The following is a 24,407-nucleotide window of genomic DNA, read 5'->3' as shown; positions in this document are numbered from 1 at the left end:
AAGAAAGGAGCTAGCGATGCATTCGCTTGGCTCCTTTTTTGGCACTGCACTTATATTCGGTTGGGCTTAGGCTTCAGCCTTTTGTTGCATAACAATTTCTTTCAGTCGGTGCTGGCGAAGTTTGGTAATTGTCGTGTACTTGGAATCGGATCCTCTCACTTCGAAGTATACTTTGCCGTCCCCAATATGTTGAATTTTACGAGTGTTCACATAACAATCGGTGTTTACTTTAAAAAAACTGCTATTTGAGGTCATTTTTTGGATCTCTTCTGTAGTAAGGCGTTTCTTAATATGGTAGTTCTTCCCATGAAAGGAGACTAGGCCATGTTCACCAACGCGGAAATACATGATGTCCTTTTCTAATATAAAGTCCTCATAGGTATTCTTTACTTCGAGCGCTACACTCATTTTATCTGCCCCCTTCTTAAAATGATAACGCTTACATAACGTGAGACGGTTTTATCTTACCATAATATGCGGGGCATGGGAAGGCTTTTTTCATGGAGAAAAACCAACATAATTCTCTTCAGGGAGTAGAAAATGTTGGTTTTTCACTGATTATGACGAACGAACAATTATTTCCTCGGAAATAACTTACAGTGGAATGTTACGAGCAACCCATACACCAGCGGCACCTGCTTGTGCTAAGCCACGGGTAATACCTGCGCCGTCACCGCCACAGAAGAGACCTTTGATTTCTGTCTCAAAGTTCTCACTCAATTTAGGACGAGCCGAGTAAAATTTCGCTTCAACTCCGTAAAAAAGCGTATGCTCGGAGGCGATACCTGGGGTCACCTTTTCGAGTGCGTGGATCATTTCGATTAAGCTTTTCATTGTATTGTAGGGAAGAACTAAACCTAAATCACCTGGAACTGCTTCAGAAAGTGTTGGTTCTAAGAAGCCTTCGCGAATCCGCTCTGCTGTAGATCTTCGTCCACGCATAATATCTCCGAACTTCTGAACGATGACGCCGCCGCTAGATAAGTCATTTGCATGCTTACATATTTCTCTAGCATATTCATTCGGTTTGTCGAATGGCTCTGTAAATTTATGAGAAACAAGTAACGCAAAATTCGTGTTGCTCGACCCAAGTGCAGGATCCTTATAAGAATGTCCATTAGCGGCCATGATGCCGCTATGATTCTCAACAACAACATGTCCTGATGGATTGCTGCAGAAAGTCCTAACGCGAGTTCCAACCGAAGTGTTGTACACAAATTTACCTTCATATAAATGTTCGTTAATTTCTCGCATGACGACATCCGAGGTTTCTACACGTACACCAACATCGACTTGATTGTTGGACATTTTGAGACGGCGCTTCTTGAGGACTTGCGTTAACCAAGCCGAACCGTCACGACCTGGAGCGAGCATAACATAGTTGCTTAGAAGCTCCGTTCCATCTTTTAAACGTATGCCTTGAATGATATGTTTATCTTCTTTTTTCACTGTGATGATATCTTCGACTTCTGTTTTGAACTGCATATCAACGCGTGTTTTCAAATATTCATAGATGGATTTAAGAATCATAAGGTTTTGCTCTGTACCCAGATGACGAACCTGAGCGCGAAGCAGTTTCAAGCCAGCAGCATAGGAGCGTTGCTCAATATCCTTCACAGCTTCTGTAGTTGGATCGGTAATGTTTTCTGTAGCACCGTGCTGAAGATTGATACCATCTACATATCGGATCAGTTCCATGACTTTACTAGGGGCCAAATAATCAGTCATCCAGCCACCGAATTCCGTTGTGATATTGAATTTACCATCGCTGTAGGCTCCAGCACCTCCGAAACCGGAGGTAATGGAACACGCCGGCAGACACCCGGAGAAGTCCTTTTTACCAGCGGGCGGAGGGCAAAGTTTGATTTTATTCTCAAGAATTGGACAACTGCGCTTGTAAATATCGTGGCCTTTGTCAACGAGTAGAATGTTCGCGTTAGGGTGAAGCAATGTCATCTCATAACAAGCAAAAATACCTGCAGGTCCTGCACCAACAACGATAAAATCATAAGCTTTCATAGCAGAATTCTCCTCTGGAACAGTCATTTTGGACGCAAAAAAACCTAGCCACACGGGTATGCGAAAAAGAGCACCCGTCGTAGCTAGGAAGTTATGGCTTCCTCTAGAGACCCCCAAGCCAATTCTTGAGGATATACGAACGATTCATAGTTATGTGGCTGATTGTCATTGCCTTGACTATCATAATACGAACATTATTCGTTGTCAATTAATAAATGTTCGTGAAATTTCGTGAAAATTGTAGGAGGAAAAATAGATGTATGTCTTATGGCTTTACATTGAGCATTCGAACAATGGCGGCAACGGCCTCTGCTCTAGTAGCCAACATAGATGAGGCAAAGTTATTTCCTAGGGTACCGCCGAGTAGATTGTTTTTGCTAGAAATGACGGCCGCTGGTTTAGCCCAATCTGGAATGTCGGCATCATCAGCATAACCTGTTGGAATTCCCGCTATTAGAGGGAGACCCAGTGCTTTTACGACCATGGAAATCATTTCAGCATGGGTAATGTTGGCTGTCGGTCGGAATGTGCCATCGGGATATCCGCTGACGAGGCCAAGCTGAACGGCTTGTTTGACAGAATGTACTGCCCAATCTTCTACCAAGTTCGTATCAGTGAAAGTGAGAGGTACACCAACTAAATTGGGCTTCAGCCCATTCATTAACATAACCGTAAATTCAGAACGCGTGATGCTAGCATTCGGTTTAAAAGAAAAATCTGGATAGCCGCTCGCGATTTTACGTTCGTAGGCTATGCTAATCTCAGGAGTTGCCCAATGTCCTTTCGTGTCAGTAAAGGGACTTGTATCTGCAGTTGTAGTCGTTGTAGAGCCTGTTCCTTCTGTAACAGTGACTTTGCTCTGCGCAGATAAGCCATCTCCCGAAGTAGCAGTAATGGTTACTGTTCCAGGGATGATTGCACTGACTTGCCCGTTGGCGTCCACGGCTGCAATGTTTGGATTACTGCTCTTCCAAGTTATCATGTGATTGGATGCGTAACTGGGTGTAATCGCGGCGCTGAGTGAGACCCGTTCTCCTTCTTGAAGATGGAGTGTGGTTTGACTCATTGTTAGAGATGTTACAGGTACTTTGAGCGCATACATGTACAAAACAAACAGGTCTAATAAGCCCTGAGACTTAATTTCGTCCGGTTCAGCAAATATAGTGGATACTTCATAGAGGGTCCCATCATGTCCTATGAATAAAGGCATAATCTCATTAGTGGCAATTTTGTATTGCCATTGAATGGTACCAGCAGGGCTAAGGGCATATATGGCTTTATTTGCTGACGAGTTGGTATAAATAAGACCATTAGGCCCGACAACTGGCGGGGTCATCGTACCGCCTGCATCGAATTGCCATTTTAGAACGCCACTTGGTCGTAATGCGTTGAGTTTTCCATCCTGCGATCCGAAATAAACAGTTCCGTCGTGGCCGACAGATGGCGAGTATAGGATACTGCCTTGATTAAATTCCCATTCTTTTGTTCCATTAGGTGAAACGGCATAAAGGTTATGATCATCAGATCCGACATAAATGGCCCCATCTAACCCAATCGTAGGTGCTGATGTTGCTAAACCGCCTACTGGAAATGTCCATTTCTTCGTCCCATTTGGCTTGATCGCATAAAGGGATTTCGTGCCCATTGTTGCATAGATGGTGCTATCAAGACCAAGAGCCAGCTTCGCCTGGGCTTTAACCTCCATATCGAGCCACCAGATTTCCGTGCCATCCACAGAATTTAGAGCATGTAGAATGCCATCTTTCGATGCGACATAAATCGTGCCGTCCGTTCCAAAAATTGGAGATGACGCCACTTGATCACCTGTTGTAAATGACCATTTTAATGTTCCGTCTGATCGAAATGCCATCAACTTGCCTGGGCTGCCTGCTCGGCCAGTACCGACATAAATGTTGCCTTCTCTATCGATAGCAGGCGATGTCAGGATTTGTTCATCGACAGCAATCCGCCACTTTTTCGTCCCGTCAGGGAAATGTGCTGCAATTCCGTTTCCAGCTAGAATGTTAAATGAGAAGTAAATGGTATTATCGGCCGCGACGGTAGGAGTGCCAATATACGAAATTGCGATTGTTGGAGCTTTCCATTTTAATTGTACGAAGCTAGAATTCTGGAAAATGGTGAGGTCCTTCATGTTTGGATTTAGGTTTGGAATCGGCGAAATCGTCTGCACAGGATCTAGCGCGATTTGAGCTGTAACAGGTAAGGCAGTCGACGTGACACTCATGAGTACTACGAGTAAGCAACCTATGAAACGTACATTTTTCAACTGAACACTCTCCCTTTATTTTACAGATATTATGTTGATTATTTCATGAGGGAAGAGATTATTCAATATAAAATCCGCACACCCGAGGGGCTGGATTGCTAGAAATTTGCAGTGAGATTTACCTAAACGCTATGGAATAACAATAATTGATACATTTATTGTAGTTTTTATGTATACAGCACTTCATCCGTTGAACCATATAATAAAAGAAACAGGGGAAAGAGGTGATAGAACAACAGCTGACAGAAGGGAGAGATGTTTTGTCTTTTTTTTTTTTTTTTGAAAACGCTTTCTGAAGTATGTGCTCATGCTGCCATTGAAAATGATTAAAAAGATGTTCAAAAGTAATTCGACAGAAAAAGGAGCGTAGATGATGTTGACAAAGAACATGAAAAAAAGGGCTTCATTCGTCTTTTCTGTAATTCTTATAACTGTGGTTGGGCTGATTGTTGCTGGAATCGTCAGTCAGACGGAGGTTGAGGCTGCTGGTACGACTTATTATGTTGCCACTACAGGTAATAACACGTATCCAGGTACATCGAGCCAGCCCTTTGCTACCATTCAAAAGGGAATTGACATGGCGGGAGCTGCTGGTCCGGGCTCTACTGTTATTGTAAGGGGAGGGACGTACAATATAACATCACCGATCACGATGGCGACTTCTGGTACAAGTGGCAACCCGATCACGCTCATGGCATACCCAGGGGAAACACCGGTCATTTCCGGTCAGAATACGTACCCGAATCACCCTCTTAGTCTTGAAACAATGACTTATATGGGGCCGCCTGTTACTAATGATGGAGTGACATATAATACGGGGCAGCAGTTCACTTTTTCCTGGAATGCTTTGTTGAGAATTACGGCAAATTATATCGACATTGACGGACTTGAAATAAAGGAGTCTTATGGTGAGGGGATTTATGCTGGCAGTTCAAGCAGCCCCGGATATCAACATATTAACATCACAAATAGTAAGATTCATGACAACCGCAATTTGGCTGTGTTAGTAGAAAATGTTGATAATTTTACCCTGGATGGCAATGAATTGTGGGAAAATGCCAATTATGGGCGTTTCAGCAGGTTATCAAGCCAAATGGATTGGCCTTTAATTCTCATGATCAAGAATAGCTCCAATGGCACAATCAAGAACAGCAAAGTATATAACAATTGGGGGGAGGGCATTGGTTTCTGGAATGATACCCATGATGTAGTGTTAGAGGATAGCGCTATCTATGATAATTATGCACTGGGGGTCTATGTAGACAAGGCTAGTTATATCACCATCCAGCGCAATATGATCTATAATACGGGGAATCCGATTTATTTGAGAGGTACCGGCTCTTCGATGGGGATTGCCATAGCGGATGAGCCTTATCTCAGTTATCCAGCAGGACATAACAGGAAAATTATAAACAATTTTCTGAAAGGGAACGGCCAAAATTTTGCTTACTGGAATACGGGATTAGCCACAGGTACCTCATTGAATAACGATCTTATTGCTGGCAATACGTTTATTGATGCAACAAATACGAATATATCGATTACCGGTGGTGCCAATCATGTCAACACAAGGATAGAAAATAATATTTTCAAATCAAGTTCGGGTACCTTACAAAATGTAGATCAGAAATCAGGATTGGTCTTCTCCAATAACTGTTGGTCCAGCGCTGTCACCGGAGTTGCCTCGAAAGGGAATGATGTTATTGGGGATCCTCTGCTTGTCGGCGGCACATTCGGACCTGACTATTTCAAGCTACAGACCCATTCTCCATGTATTGCTAAGGGCAAGAATAATGTAACGGATGTTTCAGAAGATTTTTATAAAAACGCAAGGAACAATCCGCCAAGCATAGGAGGATATGAGCATCCTACAATTCTAATCGATAACAGTGATTCGACTAAAGTGACGAAGACAGGAACCTGGACGGCAAGTTCTTTTAGCCCCCAAAAATATGGCACTGACTATCTGCATGACGGCAATGCAGGGAAAGGCTCAATGAGCGTGACGTTCACGCCTGCTATTGTCACTTCAAATACATATGATGTGTATATGTGGTGGAATGCCGATACGAACAGAGCCAATAACGTACCGGTCACGGTAAACCATGCTGGCGGAACAACCAGTACGACAGTTAATCAGCAGGCAAACGGGGGACAGTGGAACTTCATAGGAAGTTACACCTTCCATGCAGGAACCTCGGGGAATGTTGTTATTAGCAATTCGTCAACATCGGGATTCGTAATTGCGGATGCTGTTAAATTTGTTGCACATTAAATAAAGAGAGGGTGAATGAGCGAAAGCTGATTCACCCTTTTTGTCTCCTCGTATTGAATTGGAAATATAATGCTGCAGAAGAACAAGAATTGGTACATTTATTGAAAGGTTTGTGTATACCGAAGTGGTTTTATCAGGTGATAAAATAAGTGAAGAATACGCCTGCCTAACGGCAATAGGCGAGTATTGAAACCATTTGACAGGGCTGTTTGAAAGCGATTTCAGTCTAATTCACAGGGTTGATTTGATTATAGCTAACAGCAGCAATTTAGTTTTATGGAGAGGGGTGATTGATTTTCGAGGCGTTAGAAACGATGAACCGATCCTAAGGGGAATTTGAATAAGGAGGCTGTATAAATGAGCAAGTCTATATTGAAAGTCATTTCAGGGTTCATGATCTTTATATTCGCTGTAAATGCGGTGTTATTCAGCGGTGCCACGCCTGCAAAGGCAGAGGTGACGCCACGTGTAAGCGTGTATTACGTTGATGCTACGCTTGGAAATGACGCTAATGATGGTTTGAAAACGGAAACGCCGTGGCGGTCATTGGACCGGGTGAATAGTCAAATTCTGGCCCCTGGTGATAAGGTGCTGTTCAAAAGAGGAGAGACTTGGTTGGGCTCGGCTTTAAAACCTTCAAGCTCTGGTACGAGTTCAAATCATATCGTTTTTGACGCATACGGTGCTTCTTCACTTCCAAAACCGAAAATTTCTGGTGCAAATCCAGTAACGGTATGGCTGGGGCCGAATGCAAATGGCGAATATTATACGACGCTGCCGGGGTCAGCTGCTTCCCCAACGATACTTTTAGAAAATGGCAGACGATTAAAGGGTAAAATGCAGGACTCCCTCCTACCAGGCCCTGTGAAAGGAACTCTCGTTAACGGATCATGGGCGTTAGATGTAGCAAATCATTACATTTACTATAAACCGTCAAAGGGGATACCTAGCCAGAATGTAACGGAAATTGTGTCAGGACCAGCAAGAGCATTTGATTCCAATTCCCAGAGTTATGTGGAGGTAAACAACCTTGAATTAACTGGAGGCATGGAGGAAGTAACCTACATCGCCCCTGGCAGTACGAATGTGATTGTAAAAGGTAACGATATCCATGCCGCAGATGGTGCGGGTGTTAGGGTAAACGGATCCTCGGCGATCACGATAAGTTACAACAATGTATACGATATGAATTCAAGAGGCATCTGGATTGAAAGCGGTTCCATTGGAGGTACTGTATCGTATAACAAAGTAAGTGCCATCGGGAAGTTAAGCTCGGATGATGGGGAACTTACAGGAATTGAGGTTGGAGGGACCAATACCCTTTCAAAGCCTTCAATGAATACCGTTGATTACAATACAGTGACCGACATCGGCAGGGACTTCTATAAAGGGAAGAACGGAACCAACGCCAGAGGAAGTATGAAGAGCACGGGAATTGTGGTTAATTCCTCTAATTCAAACATCATCAGATATAATAAACTGTCCAGTATTTGGCGGACGGGTATACAGCTCAAGACTGATTATGGCGATGCTGCTTCCAATCAGATCCATGAGAATTTAATTTTTGATACGGGGAAAATGTATACGCTTGATGCAGGAAGCCATGGTATTCTGCTGGAGAACTCGAACGGCAGTATCAGCGGCTCGAAAATCATGAATAATACGATCGCCAATTCCAAATTTACTAGCAGTGCGGGGAAAGAAGCTGCCCTTGGACTCAAGGTAGTTGGTGGTGTCACGGTAGATAACTTACAGGTGAAAAATAATATCCTTGCATTGAATTCGGCAGATTATGCAGTTGCCATCGATCTAGACAGTGGGTCTGCACTTACCAACTACGTGTCAGATTACAATCTTATGTACCAAACTTCGGGTAATGCGATCTATTGGAAGCAAAATGGAGCTTCCCACGTCTATGATTTCGGGCATATTGTGGGTAATGCTGCAGGGTATTATTCTTTTGACAAGTCGCAAGAAAGCCATTCTATCGCCAGTGATCCCCAATTTGTTTCGGTGGAGAAATCGGATTTTCATTTGCTTGCCACGTCCCCAGCTGTGAATGCAGGGATCGATGCCGGTTTGAATAAAGATTTGGATAGTCTTCCCGTACCGAATAACGGTGGATTTGACATGGGGAGCTACGAAAGCGCGTGGAGCAAGGTTGATACGACGGCAGCCATTGTACCCGGAAGTGCGCTTGACCTATCGGGGATGAATAATGGCCCAGCAGGACAATACGGGTTTATCCAAATGGATGCAGAGGGAGATCTGCATTTTGAAGGGAAGCCTGAAGAAACCGTTCGTTTCTTCGGACCCAATGTCAATTGGAACATGTCGTTTCCAACACCTGCTGAAGCCGTAATTATTGCGGACAGACTGGCTGGGATGGGATATAACATTGTAAGAATCCATGGCCAGGATTCCATGGAAACGTGGGCACCGGGTATGTTTAAGACACCAACTTCAGGGGCGGTTGAGCTTGATTTGGAGAAGGTTAAACTGCTTGACAATTTTATTTTTGAATTGAAGAAGAGAGGCATTTATTTACAGCTTGACGTTTTCCATTTGTATGATTTCAAAAACGTGCCTGGGCTCGGCAACTATGCGGAAGGACAGAGCTCCAAGTATCTTCTTCCGTTTTTTCCGCAAGCTTATGATATGTGGAAGCAGGCAGTCGACTTGTGGTTATCCCATGTGAATGAAAAAACGGGACTGGCGCTTAAGGACGATCCTGCTGTGATTGGCATAAGCCCATGGAATGAGCAGCTTTTGACGAACCTAGTTCCTTCCAAACCGGATTTTAAAAAGTTCTTACTGGATGACTTCAATGCCTTCCTGCTATCGAAGGGCCAATTGCCTATAGCCAGTTATCCGGCATCCTTTTGGAATACCTTCGGACCGATCAAGGGCTATATGATGGACTATTATACGGGTAAAACATTAGCAGTCTACAACAATATGAAGGACCATCTCAAAAATACGCTCGGCGTGAAGGCTGTTATCGGCGGTATGAATCATATTATGAATCCGATGGTGGATTATTGGAGAAGCGAGGCGTCTGATATTCAAGAGACGCATCTGTACTATCAGCCGTTATTTAGCGGGTACCAATACGATCCGTCGTCAATGAGGAGATTAAGTAAAGCATTTGACGTAATTGATGGCAGTTTTGAAAACTACTATCCAGCATTATCTTTGAAACAGCTATATGCCAAGCCTCTCTTTCTAACAGAGTATCAGGACAACTATCCGATGAAGGGCAGAGATGAAACGGATATCTTCACTGGAGCCGTCGGCGCCTATCAGGGCTGGGACATGCTGAACAGGTTTGACTTTGGATATAACCCTGCACATGCTATCGACAATCTTGGGATAGGGGAATTAGGGAGTTTCGAGATCCTCGGTGATCCTCTGCAAATCATGTCTGAATATGCAGGAACACTGTTATTCCGAAATGGCTTCATTGAAAAAGCAGATCCACGATTTATATTTGTAAGAGATAAAACATATAGCACCACGGATGAGAAGGGCGCACAGCCGCAAATTGGGCTTGAAAACCTCTATTATGTCTCTCATTTATATAATACGCAGACGGTTTATGCCGACAAACCAGGAGAACCGCTTACCATCTATAAGGTGACCCCTGATCTGACGCCAGCTCAAATTGCCAGTGGGAATATGCCAGCGCAAAATAAACTGAATATCACTTCCACGATGACGTTGAAAGAAGCGGCTCAGGTTTTCATCGGCTCGCTTGGAAACGAAGATACGGATATTAAAAATAGGCAGCTTGCCTATTTAGAGCAGAACAAACTAATTTCCGATACCGGTGAGCTGATCTTCGACATCGGGACAGATGTATATACCGTGAATACACCTTATTTGGTGGCAGCAGCGGGAACGCTCAATGATCACAATTACACGTTTGATAAAGCGTCAGCCTCCTTCCAAGGCAGCGTGGACAAAGGCACGTTTATGGCATCATCGCTTGAAAGTAAACGATTAGATCAGAGCAGTAGAATTCTAATAACGCATACGACTGACGCGGCAAGTACGGGGGAAAGCCTTACCCAATTAACGAATGGTGAAGTCCTATTCAGCAAAGGGAGCAGACCCACATTAACCAAATTTGGTACAGCCCAGTTCGGTATGACAACAACGCTGGATCCTACGCAATTCAAGGCTTACAAGCTGGCGACGAACGGAGCAAGACTGGAAGAAATTCCTGTCCAGGTGAACGGTCAGCATATTTCTATTAACCTAGATACGGCGAAAGGGTTTGCTTTTGAACTTGTTGCGTATCCGATTGATCTTCCCATTGTTGTACCTCCAACAACGCCACCTCCAGTTGTTCCGCCTGCACCTGTGAAGCCGGCAATGGAGATCATTGTCGATAATGGAAATGCGGAATTCACGGGAACCTGGAGCACAGCTTCGATCAATGCCAACAAATATGGCGCGGATTATGCCATTGTGGCCGGAGGCGGAGCAGGTGCCAATAAGATGAGATGGAGGCCGAATATTCAGGCATCCGGCGAATATGAGGCATACTACTGGCTGCCTGATGGCAATAGCAGTATGGCCAAGAACGTTGCGTTTACGGTTAATAATGGCTTGGCGAGTAAAGCCATAACAGTGGACGAGAGTAAACCTGGCGGACAGTGGGTTTCGCTTGGCACGTATGCATTTACGCGCGGCACCACAGGGTATGTTGAAATTTCTGACAACGTGACAGGCAACATCGTTGGTGACGCTGTCAAATTCGTCATGCGAAGCATGATCATGGATGATAGTGATGCGGTAGCCACTGGGAAATGGACGCAATCCAGCTTTAACCCCAAATATTACTCGACTGGTTATGTGAATGCCACGAACGGAGCAGGCGTCAATAAATTAACCTGGAGGCCGTATATCCCGGTGAGCGGCAATTACGACGTCTATTATTGGCTCCCTGACGGCAGCAGCAACAGAGCGAATGCTGCACCGTTTACCATTAATTATAGTGGTGACAACCAAGTATTTTATGTGGATCAAACTGTACCTGGGGGCAAGTGGGTAGAATTCGGCAGCTTCTTCTTTGATGAAGGGACGAGCGGCTATGTGGAACTGAATGATAATGCCAGCGGTTATGTGATCGGCGACGCGATTAAATTTGCTCTTCCTAACAGCACACCGCCAGTGATACCAGAGATACCGACGACGCCATCTGTCACCGAACCCGTGGAAATTATCGTGGACAATGTGAATGCGGTATCTACGGGAACAGGAACATGGAATCTTGGAACAGCCCAACCTAACAAATACGGAGCTAACTATAGCACCATTTCGGGGGATGGCACTGGCACACATAAATTCAAATGGACACCAACAATTACTACGGAGGGCGATTATGAAGTGTATTACTGGCTTCCAGATGGCACCAGCAATCGTCCGAGTGCAGCCCAATTTACGGTTTTCTATAGTGGAGGCAGCAAGCTGTACACAGTTGATCAAAGGGTTGTTCCAGGAGGCAACTGGATCTTGCTTGGCAAGCATCACCTCGTTCCGGGTACTTCAGGGTATGTGGAATTAACCGATAAAGCAAGCTATGGGAATATCATTGCCGATGCGATTCGATTTTATTTGCCGGCAACCCCGCAAGTAGATATGCAGCCGCCTACATGGACGGGAGGAGGCCATGTAACTGTCAGCAATGCTACCTACAATAGCGCTACTTTGAACTGGTTGCCTGCGACCGATCTTGTTGGTGTAACCAATTATAAAATCTATCAAGATGGGGCTTTGCTGCAAACCGTTGGAGGCAATGTATATCAGCTTGATGTAACAGGCCTTTCAGCGAATACTTCCTACAAATTTAAGGTTACAGCTGGAGACGCAGCTGGCAATTGGTCAACGGAGAGCTTGACAACAACAACGAAGTTGAATGTGAGTGCAGCGAATTCGTTGTATACCTCTTTTGACAATAAAGCCAAGATGATGGAAGCAGGGGAAGAAACAACAGTAAGTTTGATGTCATCGGCAGCTGTATGGGGCGGGAATTTCAGCATCTCCTACGATAATAACTTGCTTGACGTTGGGACAGCTGACATTATGCTGAGCAGTCAGTTGGCTAATCTTGGCGTAACAGCGTCGGTCTATACCAACGTTTATAGTTCGAGCGGTGTTATTTCCATTCAATTTCACTTGAATGAACAGATCAACCCGCAGCCTGGCATCTCCGTCGAACTCCTGAAGATTAAATTTAAAGGAAAACATGCAGCAGGCAAGGTGCCATTTAAAGTTCGTAAGGAAAGTTTGATATCGAATAAAGACGGCAGCTTTACGTTCGCTCAAAATGATTATCAAGACAACATGATAGTGGCCAATTCCAATATTGACGGCGTTGCTATGATGAACGAACAAGCTTATGAAAAGGTGCTAAACTATATCGCCAATCATTCGAGACTGACTAGCAGCGATAACAATTTTGACCCAAGACTGGACATGAACATGGACGGCAAGATCGACATCGTGGATATGGTCTATGTGTATAAAAAGCTTAACCTGCTGAGAAGTCATCCGTAACCAAAAGGGGAGAGAGCACGATGCGGAATGTACGAACGATACTTCTGTCGGTACTATGTTTATTCGTTGTGGCATCTGCGATGGATACACATAAAGCCCATGCTTTGAGTAGTAGTACAATCGTAGCAACGACAGACCAAACAAGCTATTACGTAGGCGATACCATAAAAGTCATCATCAAGGGAGAGAATATTATCGACTTGAATGGCGTTGGATTTACACTGAATTATGATCCAAGCCAGTTAAGTTTACAGGGAGATGGTCTTGTGCTATCTCCCTCGTACGAAACTTTTGGCGGGGCGTTTATAGATACAATCAATGGCAGTCTGACCTTTGACATATTAAATAAGACTCCTGTTCAAAGTACCATAACCGAAGCGATGGGTCAGATCCATTTTAAAGCACTGAAGAGCGGAACAGGGATGATACAACTACGTGGCATTACAGCTGTAAACGGTAATTTGGAGCAGATTCAGTCTAGTAGTCAGATGCAGACTGCATTTAGTATCGGCGTACGAATACCGGTGATTGATCCGACGTATCCTTCACCGTCGAGTCCAACTTCAAGCACACCATCAACAACGCCTAAACCATCGACAACTCAGATTATTCTAGAAAATGATTTGCCTGCTGCCGTTAAGGGGAAGATAACCATCCAAATGGAAGAAGGTAAGAATACGGTCTTGCTGCCAAGCCGTCTTACTGACCTGATTGGAGAAAACAGCCTTCACATTGTGCAGAAAGATTTTACAATTGAAATTCCCAAGGAAGCGCTCAAACATATGCAGGGAGCTCTTGCTGGCAAACAAGTTGACGGTGCGCAACTTAGCTTCTCGGCAATCATTGCCACTCCGGATGAAATTGCTAAATTTGTTCAAGGAGCAACAAACGGTTCTACCCGTGTTGTTACGGCAAGTCAAGTGTATGATTTTAGCTTACATGTTGTAACAACAGATGGAACTCGTATACCTATCACAACGTTTAAGGAGCCGTTGGTGCTTTCATTTCAAGTGAATTCGAATGCGGACACTCATCTGTTAGGCATGTATTATATTGCGCCTGACGGAACGATTCAACATATGGGTGGCACTTGGGTAAATGGTAGTATGACCGCTAAACTCACCCATTTCAGTCCATATGCCGTGCTGGTTTACGACAAAACATTCTCAGATGTTACTTCCTCCTTATGGGCTAGCCGTGTAATTAAGGAAATGGCAGCCAAACATATTATTGAAGGTGTCACAGATACGGAGTTCAACCCTGGGGGTAATGTGACACGGGCGCAATTTGCAGCTATGCTTGCACGAGCTTTAGGTTTGAAGGCGGTTGGAAGTGCCCACTTTAAGGATGTAAATCCGGGTGATTGGCATGCACAGGTGATCGCAGCCGTTAGTGAAGCGGGTATCGTACTTGGACGCAGTTCAGATACATTTGCACCCGACGATGCCATCACGCGTGAAGAAATGGCCGTTATGGTCGTTCGCGCTTATGAACATGTGAAGGGTGAACAAGTTACGTTGTCAAACACCGACTCGTTTAGTGATCAAGCTCAAGTTCACGAGTGGGCGCAGAACGCAGTGCGTGCTACACAACAAGTTGGTTTGATTCAAGGGCGCAGCAGCAATCAATTCGCGCCGCAAGAGCTGATGACGCGTGCGGAAAGCGCGCAAGTGATTTCGAATCTATTGTCTGGTATGCAAAAATGATCTCGTTATTGCACCGACCGTAGGCAGGTTCTATAATTAAAGAATAACCATTGTAGTGAGAAAGCCCCAAAATCTTTTGGGGCTTTCTCCAATTAACACGCTGAATGGAGACCCTTACATGGACGATCAGGTTTTAAGCGTACTTATTGTGGATGATGAAATTCTCATTCGCCAAGAACTACAAATGTTTGACTGGGAATCTCGCGGATCCGTACTTGTAGGCGAAGCTAGCAATGGTGAAGAGGCGCTCGCCTTCTGCAGAAAGTATGTACCCGATGTGATCATAACGGACATTACGATGCCAGTTATGAATGGGCTGGCCTTAATTCGAACCTTGAAGAACGAATTCCCTCAGATTCAGGTTGTTATCCTTAGCTGCCACAGTGACTTCGAGTACGCAAGAGAAGCTTTAAAGTTAGGGGCTATTGGTTATGTTGTCAAAGTCATGATGGATGACAGCGAATTAGAACAAGCACTTGTCGAGGCAAGAAGGTCGATTGAAAAAGAAAAATCGTACAGTACCAAGAAAAAAGAAGAAAACAGGTGGAACCAATCCAAGCTGCTCGGACAACTGCTGAATCTCAATCCCCATGATTCCACGACGCTCCTATATAAAGGCTTAGCGGATAATGGGCTTCCGCTTGCTTTTCCTCTCCAAATCGTACGGTTTTATGTGAATGCTAATCATGGTGATTGGCTATTTGTTGACCGTGAGGTTCGGCACGTATTGGGGAGCTATGACCATGATTTTGCCTGGGTGCCGGTAGATATTGGAGAGCATTTTGCATACTTTGGTCTACCAAGTAAGGATAGCATTTCCATCATGAAAACGATTGAAGCGGTCATTTCTGATATGCATCACAGACTGAAAACGATACACTTGCATAAGCCTGAATGTATCCATATCTATGCATCCATTAGTGATAATGTGGAAAATCCTGAGCAATTTAATCAATCATTCCAAGAAATGAACTTGTGGAAGAATGATTATTTTTACAACAGCAGCAACCGTGTGTTCCTGGGGAAACCAGAAGGTACACAGGCCATTGAATCAAAGGCCCTTGCAGTGATTGAGGAGAAGATGAAAAAGGTGATCTGGAATCAGGCGGGATTATCGACTTTTATAAAAGGAGATTTTCTCAATTGGGCGAGGGAACATCGCATTTTACCGAATGAGCTCAAAAAATTGGTTCATAAATGGCACGTCATATGGAATGAAGAGCTTGGTGATTCGAATGATGATGTTATATTGTCTCAGCACACCTACCAGACGGTAACCCTTCATGAAATGATTGCAGCGTTAATTCATGATATCCACATCAATTTTGGTAAAGAAAATAGGTATCGGCCGGAGATTCGCCTTGTCATGAAGATCATACGAGAGAAGATCAGTCAGCCGCTCAGTCTATCCTCTGTAGCTGAAGAAGTCGGCTTCAGTTCCCCTTATCTAAGTCGTTTATTTAGCGAAGAGGTCGGTGAAACATTTAATGATTATGTGACTCGGCTTCGCATGGAAAAAGCAGCATTTCTCCTGAAAAATATGAATCTAAAAGTATATGAAGTAGCTGAACAGGTTGGGATTCCAAGCTATAGATATTTCTCTATCGTCTTCCGCAACTGGATGGGGGTTACGCCATTGGAGTTTAAAAAGGGATGAGACAAATGCTGAACAAGAAGTATTTTGTGAAAAGTTACAGAAACTATGGCATAGCAACCAAACAGTTTTTATTGCTTTTTGTGCTGACGGTCACGATATTTATGATGATTTCTTGGAACAACATTGGGATATCGAAGAAAAGCTTTGAAACCAAGATGATGGAAGATTCGAAGTTAATGATTATGCGGACAAATACCTTTTTGGATATGTATTTAGAAAACATTACGAATATCTTACTGCTTATTTCGGCACAGAAAGAATTGTTTGAAAATGGTATCAGCACAGAGGGACAAAATGTGCTACTGCATTACGGAGAAACAAATAGTCAACTTATTAAGACGCTGTATGTTGTGCGAGCAGACGGACAGGTTTTTAGCAGCAAGCAAGTCCTGTATGATATCTACGGAAATCGAATGCTGCCCAAATTAAATGAGATGGGAAGTCAGGGCGTTAACGGATTGAAGTGGAGTGAACCGTACGAAACAGCATTATCGGATCGAACAGTGGCCTTCGTTTTTCCCGTCAGGAGTAAGGCTAACAAGTATTTAGGGGCGGCGATAGCTGAGATTAGCCTAGAGTATTTGAATCAGAAAATCATTCCCATGGTTTCAAGCCGTGGTCAGACGATTACATTGGGCTCTTTAGCGAACGAGCCTATCGTTTATGATCCTCAGAGCGATCTGCTGCCGTATGAAAAGGGGATTTTTCCACCCAAGATTCAAGGTGATTTTATTACGACTCTCGAACAGATGAGCGATGGTATCAACAGAATGGAATTTGGCGCACAGAGCTTTATCGTTGCGAATTCGAAAGGAAATAATTTAGGCTGGCGAGCATCTTTTATTATGAATGAAAACATTTTGAACATAAACGTTTCTAAGCTGTATCACAATTTTGAAGTGACGGCTATGCTCTGGGTTATCGTGTTCTTGTTTGGATCTTTTCTGATCTCCTATTATTTTACAAATCCAATTCGCAAGCTTGTTCTTAAAATGAATGCGGTTACGAAATACGGGAGATTATCCCATATTGAAATGAATCGTGAAGATGAAATCGGGCAGCTTGCCAGGAGCTATAACTCCATGATGGATCGGATTCATATTCTAATTTATGAGATGAAAGAAGTTGAAGTGCAGAAAAAAGAATATGAGCTAAAGATGCTGCAAAGCCAGATTGGCCCACACTTTTTGTATAATACATTAGCTGGGATCGGAAGTTTGGCTAAACAGGGGCGGAATACGGAAGTCCGGGATACGATTCGCTCACTTGTTAATCTGTTGTCGTACAGCTTTGACAAAAAGTATGAGTATATTGCGCTTGAGGAAGAAATCGCTGCTTTGAACAGCTATATGAATATTCAAAAAATCCGCTATGGCGATACCTTTACTTGTCATTTTGAGATCAGCCCGGATATCATGACATGCAAAGTTCTCAAGCTGACCCTGCAGCCTATCGTGGAAAATGCGATATTTCATGGTCTGCTCTCGAAGAAAGGCACCGGCAGAATTGAGATACGAGGGCGAAGGGTCAATAATACAGTGCGATTGTATGTGTGTGATAACGGTATCGGTATGGAGAAAGAGCAGTACAGTAAGCTGTTGATCTCTAGCAGAGACAGGAAGCTGCAGGACAGGTTTAACAGTATTGGCATCATCAATGTGCATGAACGGATTCAAATCTACTTTGGCAAACCATATGGCCTGCATATTGTAAGCCGCCCGAATAGGGGGACGATCATTCGAATCGATGTGCCTATTATGGAAGATGATCATGAGGAAGAAAAGTCTGCAATACGCAGGATATAAAGGGAACGTCAGCGCATTTTATGCCTGGCGGTCTTTCCGTTTGATCAAGACAAAATCTAGAACATAATTGAAGGTTTTGTGTATATCTGTGTGTATGGCAGGGGCGATATAATAGGTATAGAAATTGAATGAAAGCGGTTTATTAGAAGGTCAGAGGCTCGAAAGTAGTTATATGGAGGGAACGGGAGATGCAGAAAGACTTAGCGATAAAACGATCTAATGAGGTGGAACGGAAACTTGTAGGCAAACAATTCTTGGTCAAAATATGGAAGTATAGAGCTTTATATGCCATGCTTTTCCCTGGTATTCTTTATTACTTGATATTTAAGTATTTGCCCATGTTTGGGATTATCGTGGCATTCAAAGATTACAACATTACGAAAGGTATTCTGAGTAGTCCTTGGGCAGATCCCTGGTATAAGTATTTTGAGGTTTTTGTAAGTTCACCCTATTTTTCACAACTATTGACGAATACGATTGTAATTAGTTTTTATAAACTCATATTTGGCATGATTCCACCGATTATTTTGGCCATAGTTCTGAACGAATGTAGGGTCTCGTGGTTTAAAAGAATCATACAAACTTTGAGTTATATGCCGCACTTTCTATCGTGGGTCATTATTTATGGGATTCTAATCGCATTGTTATCGCAGGATAGCGGACTTTTCAATCGGTGGATTGTTGAAGCCGGCGGCAAAGCCATTCCATTTCTGACATCGGAAAGTTGGTTTAGAAGCATTCTGGTTAGCTCGGACATATGGCAAAACATGGGGTGGGGGGCGATCATTTATTTGGCCGCAATCGCAGGGATCGATCCCTCCCTATATGAAGCAGCAACGATGGACGGGTGCAAACGGATTCGCCTCATTTGGCATGTGACGCTTCCTAATTTACGCTCGATCATCACGATCCTTTTAATCTTAAGACTCGGGAGTATTATGGATGCAGGATTTGAACAAATCTATGTCCTGTACAACAGTTATGTGTATTCCGTAGGAGATATTATTGATACATGGGTGTTCCGTACTGGTCTTGAACAGTTGAATTTTAGTTTGGCCGCAGCTGTTGGTTTATTTAAATCTATTATTGGCTGTATGTTGGTCTTGCTTTCTAATCGAATCGCTAAAAGATGGGGTGAAGGTATATGGTAAGGGGGAAAGGGGATCGGATTTTTGACGGGTTTATTTTTACTTTTCTGATAGCGGTCGGCATTGCTGCTTTATTCCCGTTATTGTATGTGTTTTCGGTTTCACTCACCCCTTTCTCTGAGTTATTGAAAAATGGCGGGTTTGTCATTATACCGAAATCAATTACTTTCGGAGCTTATAAAGAACTATTCGCGATGCCACGTATACCGGATGCGTTTCAAGTAACACTTTTTATTACCTTCGTAGGCACGATTGTTAATATGATACTAACGATACTGCTGGCTTATCCATTAAGTAGAAAAAAGCTTCCTGGTCGTAGTTTCTTCTTGTTAATGATTGTGTTCACTATGCTGTTTAGCGGAGGGATCATTCCGTCCTACTTGACTGTTAAATATTTGGGGCTGCTGAATAGCGTATGGGCTATGATCATCCCAGGAGCGATCTGGAGTTTTAATGTATTGATCGTAAAAAGCTTTATCGAAAGCTTGCCAGAGGAGCTTATTGAGTCCGCTAATATAGATGGAGCTAAAGAGTTACGGATTCTAATGCAAATTATCGTCCCATTGTCCATGCCTGTCATCATGACCGTGAGCCTCTTTTATATGGTCGGACATTGGAATGAATTTTTCCAGGCGATATTGTATGTGACATCGATTAAGCTTCAACCGCTACAGATCGTTGTCAGATCCATCCTTTTGCAGTCCAATCAGGCTTTTGAGAATCCGGAGGCTACATTGCCTTCCGCTACGCTTCAGATGGCGGTGGTCATATTTGCAAGTGCACCGATGATTATCGTGTACCCATTTATTCAGAAATATTTTACAAAAGGCATGATGCTTGGAGCGATTAAGGGTTGATATTTTGACAAGGTATTGGGTTGTTCGTTACCGATACTTGTCAAATTCAATAAATAAGAAAAAATAGAAGGGTTGATTACTATGAAGAAATTAAGGAGCTTAACAACGTTTCTAGCTATGTCGATTCCAGTTGCTGTCATCATGGCCGGCTGCTCTAATGGCGCAGAAACCAACCAAACAGCTGCAACCAATGCACCAGCAGCAAGCAAAGCGCCAGCAGCGCCAGTCAAAATTGAATGGATGCAAGTAGGATGGGGCACGAATGTGCCTTCTAGTGATGACTTTGTTAAGACGGAATTGGATAAAAAATTAGGAACAAACCTTATTTTAACCTCTCCAGCTACAAATGAAGATTATCAGAATCAATTGAATGTGCGTTTGGCTGGCGGGACGGCACCAGATGTGTATCAAATTTTGAACAGAGACAGCTTGCTGAAAAGCATTGCTACGGATAGTTTGATAGATCTAACCCCCTACTTGAAAACCAAGTTGAAACCATTTGCTGACTTTGTTGGCGAAGAGACACTGAATAACGATAAGGTAGACGGAAAGTTATACACCATTACGAAGAAACCTGGTGTTGGTTCCAACAGTTATTGGCTCCGCAAAGATTGGCTGGATAATTTAAACTTGAAAGCACCTGTTACGTTGGATGATTTGTATGCGGTTGCGAAAGCCTTTACAAATGATGACCCGGATAAAAATGGTAAGAAGGATACCTATGCGATTACAGGAGCAGGATTTGATGCTTTCTCTGTTATTTATGGCGCATTTGGTGTTGGCGCTCCAACTGCGAACAACAGTTTGCCGGAAATTTATATTAAAGATAATAAAATGGTAAGTTCCCTTTATGATCCTAATATGAAAAACGCGCTAGCTTTCATTAAGAAAATGATTGATGAAGGACTTGTAGACCCTGAATTGCTTGCGTCCACGGGGCAGCAACATGTTCAGAAGGCCATTCAAGGTAAGGCTGGAATGGGTAACTTCTCATGGACAGACCTAGCGAAGGATGCACCTGCGAAACAAATTAAAGAGGTCAATCCTAAGGCAGAGTGGATGCAGATTGCACCTCCCAAAGGGCCAGGTGGCCAGTATGATGTTTCAACAGGAAAAGGAACGTCTTTTACATTGTTTGGAATTCCGAAAGCCTTAGAGAAGGATACGGCTAAATTAGATAAAATTTTTGAATATGTGAATTATATATCCACCAAAGAGGGCAATCGTCTGGTTAGTTATGGTGTGGAAGGCCGGCATTATACGTTAAATGGCGAGAAAGTAGTTCCTACAGATCTATTAGCTAAAGAAGGAGCTTATACGTGGCTCTACCAAGTGACTGGTCGTCCTGAAGCGGAATACTTGCAAACGAAATTTCCAACGCAAGCCCCATTAATTGACTTTGTGCAAAAGCAGCCGAGAATGACAGCGTACAATGGTCTACTAAACCCGCCAGCGGACTTTATGACTGCGGATGCCACGCGATTTATTAAAGAAGAATTGTCCAAGTTTATTTACGGTAAAACTTCGTTGGACAAATATGATGAATTCTTGAAGAATTTGGAAACGAAATTCAAATATAATCTGTATTTGGATGGGGCACAAAAACGCTTAAAAGAACTTGGTTATATAAACTAATCCAACGATTGCCAAACGGAGGGAAGAACCTTGTTTCTTCTCTCCGTACTCGTTCATTGTATACAGAAATTGGAGAGTGGAGAGAGTGACAGTTAAAAAACAGGAGCAATATGATGTAGTTGTCTGCGGCGGTGGTTTGGCTGGTTTTTGTGCAGCTGTATCGGCAGCTAGGCACGGAGCTCAAACTTGCATTATTCAGGACCGTCCTGTATTTGGTGGCAACAGTTCCTCGGAGGTGTGCGTGACACCGCATGGAGCGGCTGCTTTTCATGCTTATGCGCGAGAAACCGGCATCATTTCGGAACTGCTCATTGAAGAGCGTGCGCGCAACCACGCACCTATTCTCGAGAACGGCTGGACGAATAGCGTGTGGGATATGACGATGTATGATATGGCGATGAGTACGCCGAATTTGTCGTTTCACTTAAATACGTCTATCGTCTCCGTAGAGAAAAGTAGTGACCGTACCATCAGCGCAATTGTGGCACGAGTTGCGAATGCAGAAACGGAAATTACGATTGAAGGCAAAATTTTCGTTGATTGTACGGGCGACGGCATTGTTGCCGATCAGGCTGGCTGCGAATGGCGGTGGGGTTCTGAGGGCTTTGAAGAATTTAACGAACCACATGCTCCGCTCAAGGCAAGCAAGGATACAATGGGTAATTCCATTCATTTCAGGGCCAAGGATATGGGACGTCCAGTTCCGTTTCAAGCGCCTGAATGGGCGGTTAAGCATGAAGATCCAGATTACTTTTACAAGCAGGGAAGGCCTTTTCAAAGTTTGCATGGTGGATACTGGTGGATCGAGATCGGTGTTCCGTGGAATACCATCTACGATTCTGAGGATATTCGACACGAATTGACACGCCATGTCCTTGGCATTTGGGACTGGATTAAAAATAAGGATCCAGAAATGAAAGATAAAGCAGCCAATTTTGCACTGGACTGGATCGGACAGGTGCCAGGTAAGAGGGAGAGCCGCCGTATAATGGGGCAATATTTCATGACGGAGCACGATCCGGCCAACAAAACAGTATTTCCAGATGAGATCGCCTTCGGTGGTTGGTTCATTGACTTGCATACACCAGGAGGGTTACTTGCTCCGACAGCAGAACCCGCGAGTGCAGAGGGATACTCGGAAACGAGTGAATATGCGATTAAAAGCTATTGCGGGCCGTATGGTATTCCACTTCGGATCATGATTGCGAAGGATATCGATAACCTGATGATGGCTGGGCGCAACGTAAGTGTGACGCATGCCGCGTTGGGGACTGTCCGTGTCATGTCGACGACGGCACTGATGGGTCAGGCTGTTGGTATAGCCGCTGTGACTTCGTTGAGAGAGGGGATTCCGTTATCGGAGATTCCGACACGCGGCATCAAGGAGGTACAACAAATACTGCTTCGAGACGGGTGTTTCTTGCCGAACGTCTGTAATGAGGATCCACAGGACTTGGCGCGCCTGGCTGCAGTTACGTCAAGCAGCGAGGCCAAATTAGTTGGCGTCGGGCCGGAAAGCCTTGGAGTGTCCGGTCTGAAAGAGCGGAGTAAACTACCAAATGCTAGAAGGGCAGAACCGTTAAATCACCGCAGAGGACAGCTTATTGCGATTGGTGAGGAGGGAGTGGATACTGTCTTCATTTGCCTTAGTAATTCGACTGACCAGATACAGTTGGTGGAAGCAGCCATTCATCCAGTAGATCATATATGGGACTACCGGGTTGAGACGGGAACACCGCTAGCGAAAACCGTCTTGCAAGTACCTCCAGGCGTAGACCAATGGATCGAATGGCCAGTTCAGCTCGATCATGACGCAGGTTGGATTACAGGAAAGTATGTCCGTCTGGATTTGATGGCGAATCCGAATGTGCATTGGTATACAGCTGGTACATTCGAACCCGGACATGTCTCTTCTTTTGAGATGGGCAAAGGTAAGATGCGCAGATACGGCGGCACGCTCAGTTTTCGTGTCGAACCTGCCCAATCTTGCTATGGCCCGATGAATGTAATTAATGGGGTTACTCGACCGAGCAAATACACGAACCTATGGAGATCCGATCCCCAATTGCCAAATGCGCAGTGGATACAGTTAAGTTGGCCGGAGGAGCAGACGATTAGATGCGTTGAATTGACGTTCCCCGGTCATTTGTTGCACGAGTATCACGTGTATGAGCCTTTCTACAGGGATCCCCAATGCCCGAGAGACTATAGCATCAATGCCTGGGTAGACGGGGAATGGGTCGAACTGGAACGGATTCAGGACAATTATCAAAGGCATCGCAAACACCAGTTGCATTCACAGGTAAGAACCGCTCAGTTAAGAATTGTCATTCACGCGACGAACGGCGACCCTAGCGCCGCTATTTATGAGATTAGATGTTATGAAAGGGTTTTTGTTTGATAAGGACCTGAAAACGGATACTGGTCGTATTAATTATTTTGAATTATGTGTCC

At 44.0% G+C, this 24,407-nt stretch carries 12 protein-coding genes and 1 riboswitch; of the genes, 9 read left to right on the top strand and 3 right to left on the bottom strand.

Going from position 1 to position 24,407, the window contains the following annotated elements; all coding sequences use genetic code 11:
• Positions 1-66 precede the first annotated feature (66 nt).
• From AC58PV_RS02590 to AC58PV_RS02580, 3 genes are all read right to left on the bottom strand, one after another.
• Positions 67-408: a LytTR family transcriptional regulator DNA-binding domain-containing protein gene (locus AC58PV_RS02590; protein ID WP_497430727.1), complete on the bottom strand. Its 342-nt coding sequence runs from the start codon at positions 406-408 to the stop codon at positions 67-69.
• Between the two features lie 186 nt (positions 409-594).
• The gene (locus AC58PV_RS02585) at positions 595-2,019 is read right to left on the bottom strand and encodes an NAD(P)/FAD-dependent oxidoreductase (protein WP_497430726.1); all 1,425 of its coding nucleotides are present in this window, start codon (positions 2,017-2,019) and stop codon (positions 595-597) included.
• A gap of 60 nt (positions 2,020-2,079) precedes the next feature.
• Positions 2,080-2,178, bottom strand: a riboswitch (purine riboswitch).
• A gap of 106 nt (positions 2,179-2,284) precedes the next feature.
• On the bottom strand, positions 2,285-4,306 hold the full coding sequence (locus tag AC58PV_RS02580; RefSeq protein WP_497430725.1) for an S-layer homology domain-containing protein: 2,022 nt from the start codon (positions 4,304-4,306) through the stop codon (positions 2,285-2,287).
• A gap of 370 nt (positions 4,307-4,676) precedes the next feature.
• On the opposite strand from AC58PV_RS02580, the gene AC58PV_RS02575 reads away from it, so the two are divergent.
• The 9 genes from AC58PV_RS02575 (at position 4,677) to AC58PV_RS02535 (ending at position 24,354) form a co-directional block, all read left to right on the top strand.
• Positions 4,677-6,581, top strand: coding sequence for a golvesin C-terminal-like domain-containing protein (locus AC58PV_RS02575; RefSeq protein ID WP_497430724.1), 1,905 nt, complete (start codon positions 4,677-4,679; stop codon positions 6,579-6,581).
• A gap of 357 nt (positions 6,582-6,938) precedes the next feature.
• Entirely contained in the window at positions 6,939-13,145 is a 6,207-nt protein-coding gene (locus AC58PV_RS02570; RefSeq protein WP_497430723.1) for a golvesin C-terminal-like domain-containing protein, read from the top strand.
• 20 nt (positions 13,146-13,165) lie between these two features.
• Positions 13,166-14,851 (top strand): S-layer homology domain-containing protein, encoded by a 1,686-nt coding sequence (locus AC58PV_RS02565; protein ID WP_497430722.1) that lies wholly within the window; start codon positions 13,166-13,168, stop codon positions 14,849-14,851.
• 118 nt (positions 14,852-14,969) lie between these two features.
• A complete protein-coding gene (locus AC58PV_RS02560; protein ID WP_497430721.1) occupies positions 14,970-16,508 on the top strand; it encodes a response regulator transcription factor in 1,539 nt (512 codons plus the stop codon).
• A complete protein-coding gene (locus AC58PV_RS02555) occupies positions 16,505-18,313 on the top strand; it encodes a sensor histidine kinase (protein WP_497430720.1) in 1,809 nt (602 codons plus the stop codon). The genes AC58PV_RS02560 and AC58PV_RS02555 overlap by 4 nt, the downstream gene beginning before the upstream one ends.
• Positions 18,314-18,501: 188 nt before the next feature.
• The gene (locus AC58PV_RS02550; protein ID WP_497430719.1) at positions 18,502-19,464 is read left to right on the top strand and encodes an ABC transporter permease; all 963 of its coding nucleotides are present in this window, start codon (positions 18,502-18,504) and stop codon (positions 19,462-19,464) included.
• Positions 19,458-20,318, top strand: a complete 861-nt coding sequence (locus AC58PV_RS02545; protein WP_497430718.1) for a carbohydrate ABC transporter permease — start codon at positions 19,458-19,460, stop codon at positions 20,316-20,318. The genes AC58PV_RS02550 and AC58PV_RS02545 overlap by 7 nt, the downstream gene beginning before the upstream one ends.
• An 81-nt stretch (positions 20,319-20,399) precedes the next feature.
• A complete protein-coding gene (locus tag AC58PV_RS02540) occupies positions 20,400-21,953 on the top strand; it encodes a type 2 periplasmic-binding domain-containing protein (protein ID WP_497430717.1) in 1,554 nt (517 codons plus the stop codon).
• A gap of 85 nt (positions 21,954-22,038) precedes the next feature.
• Positions 22,039-24,354, top strand: a complete 2,316-nt coding sequence (locus AC58PV_RS02535; protein WP_497430716.1) for an FAD-dependent oxidoreductase — start codon at positions 22,039-22,041, stop codon at positions 24,352-24,354.
• Positions 24,355-24,407 lie beyond the last annotated feature (53 nt).

This window comes from Paenibacillus sp. J22FR83, assembly GCF_059691955.1.
Note: the sequence above shows the minus strand (reverse complement) of the source record. Positions and strands in the feature narration are given on the sequence as shown.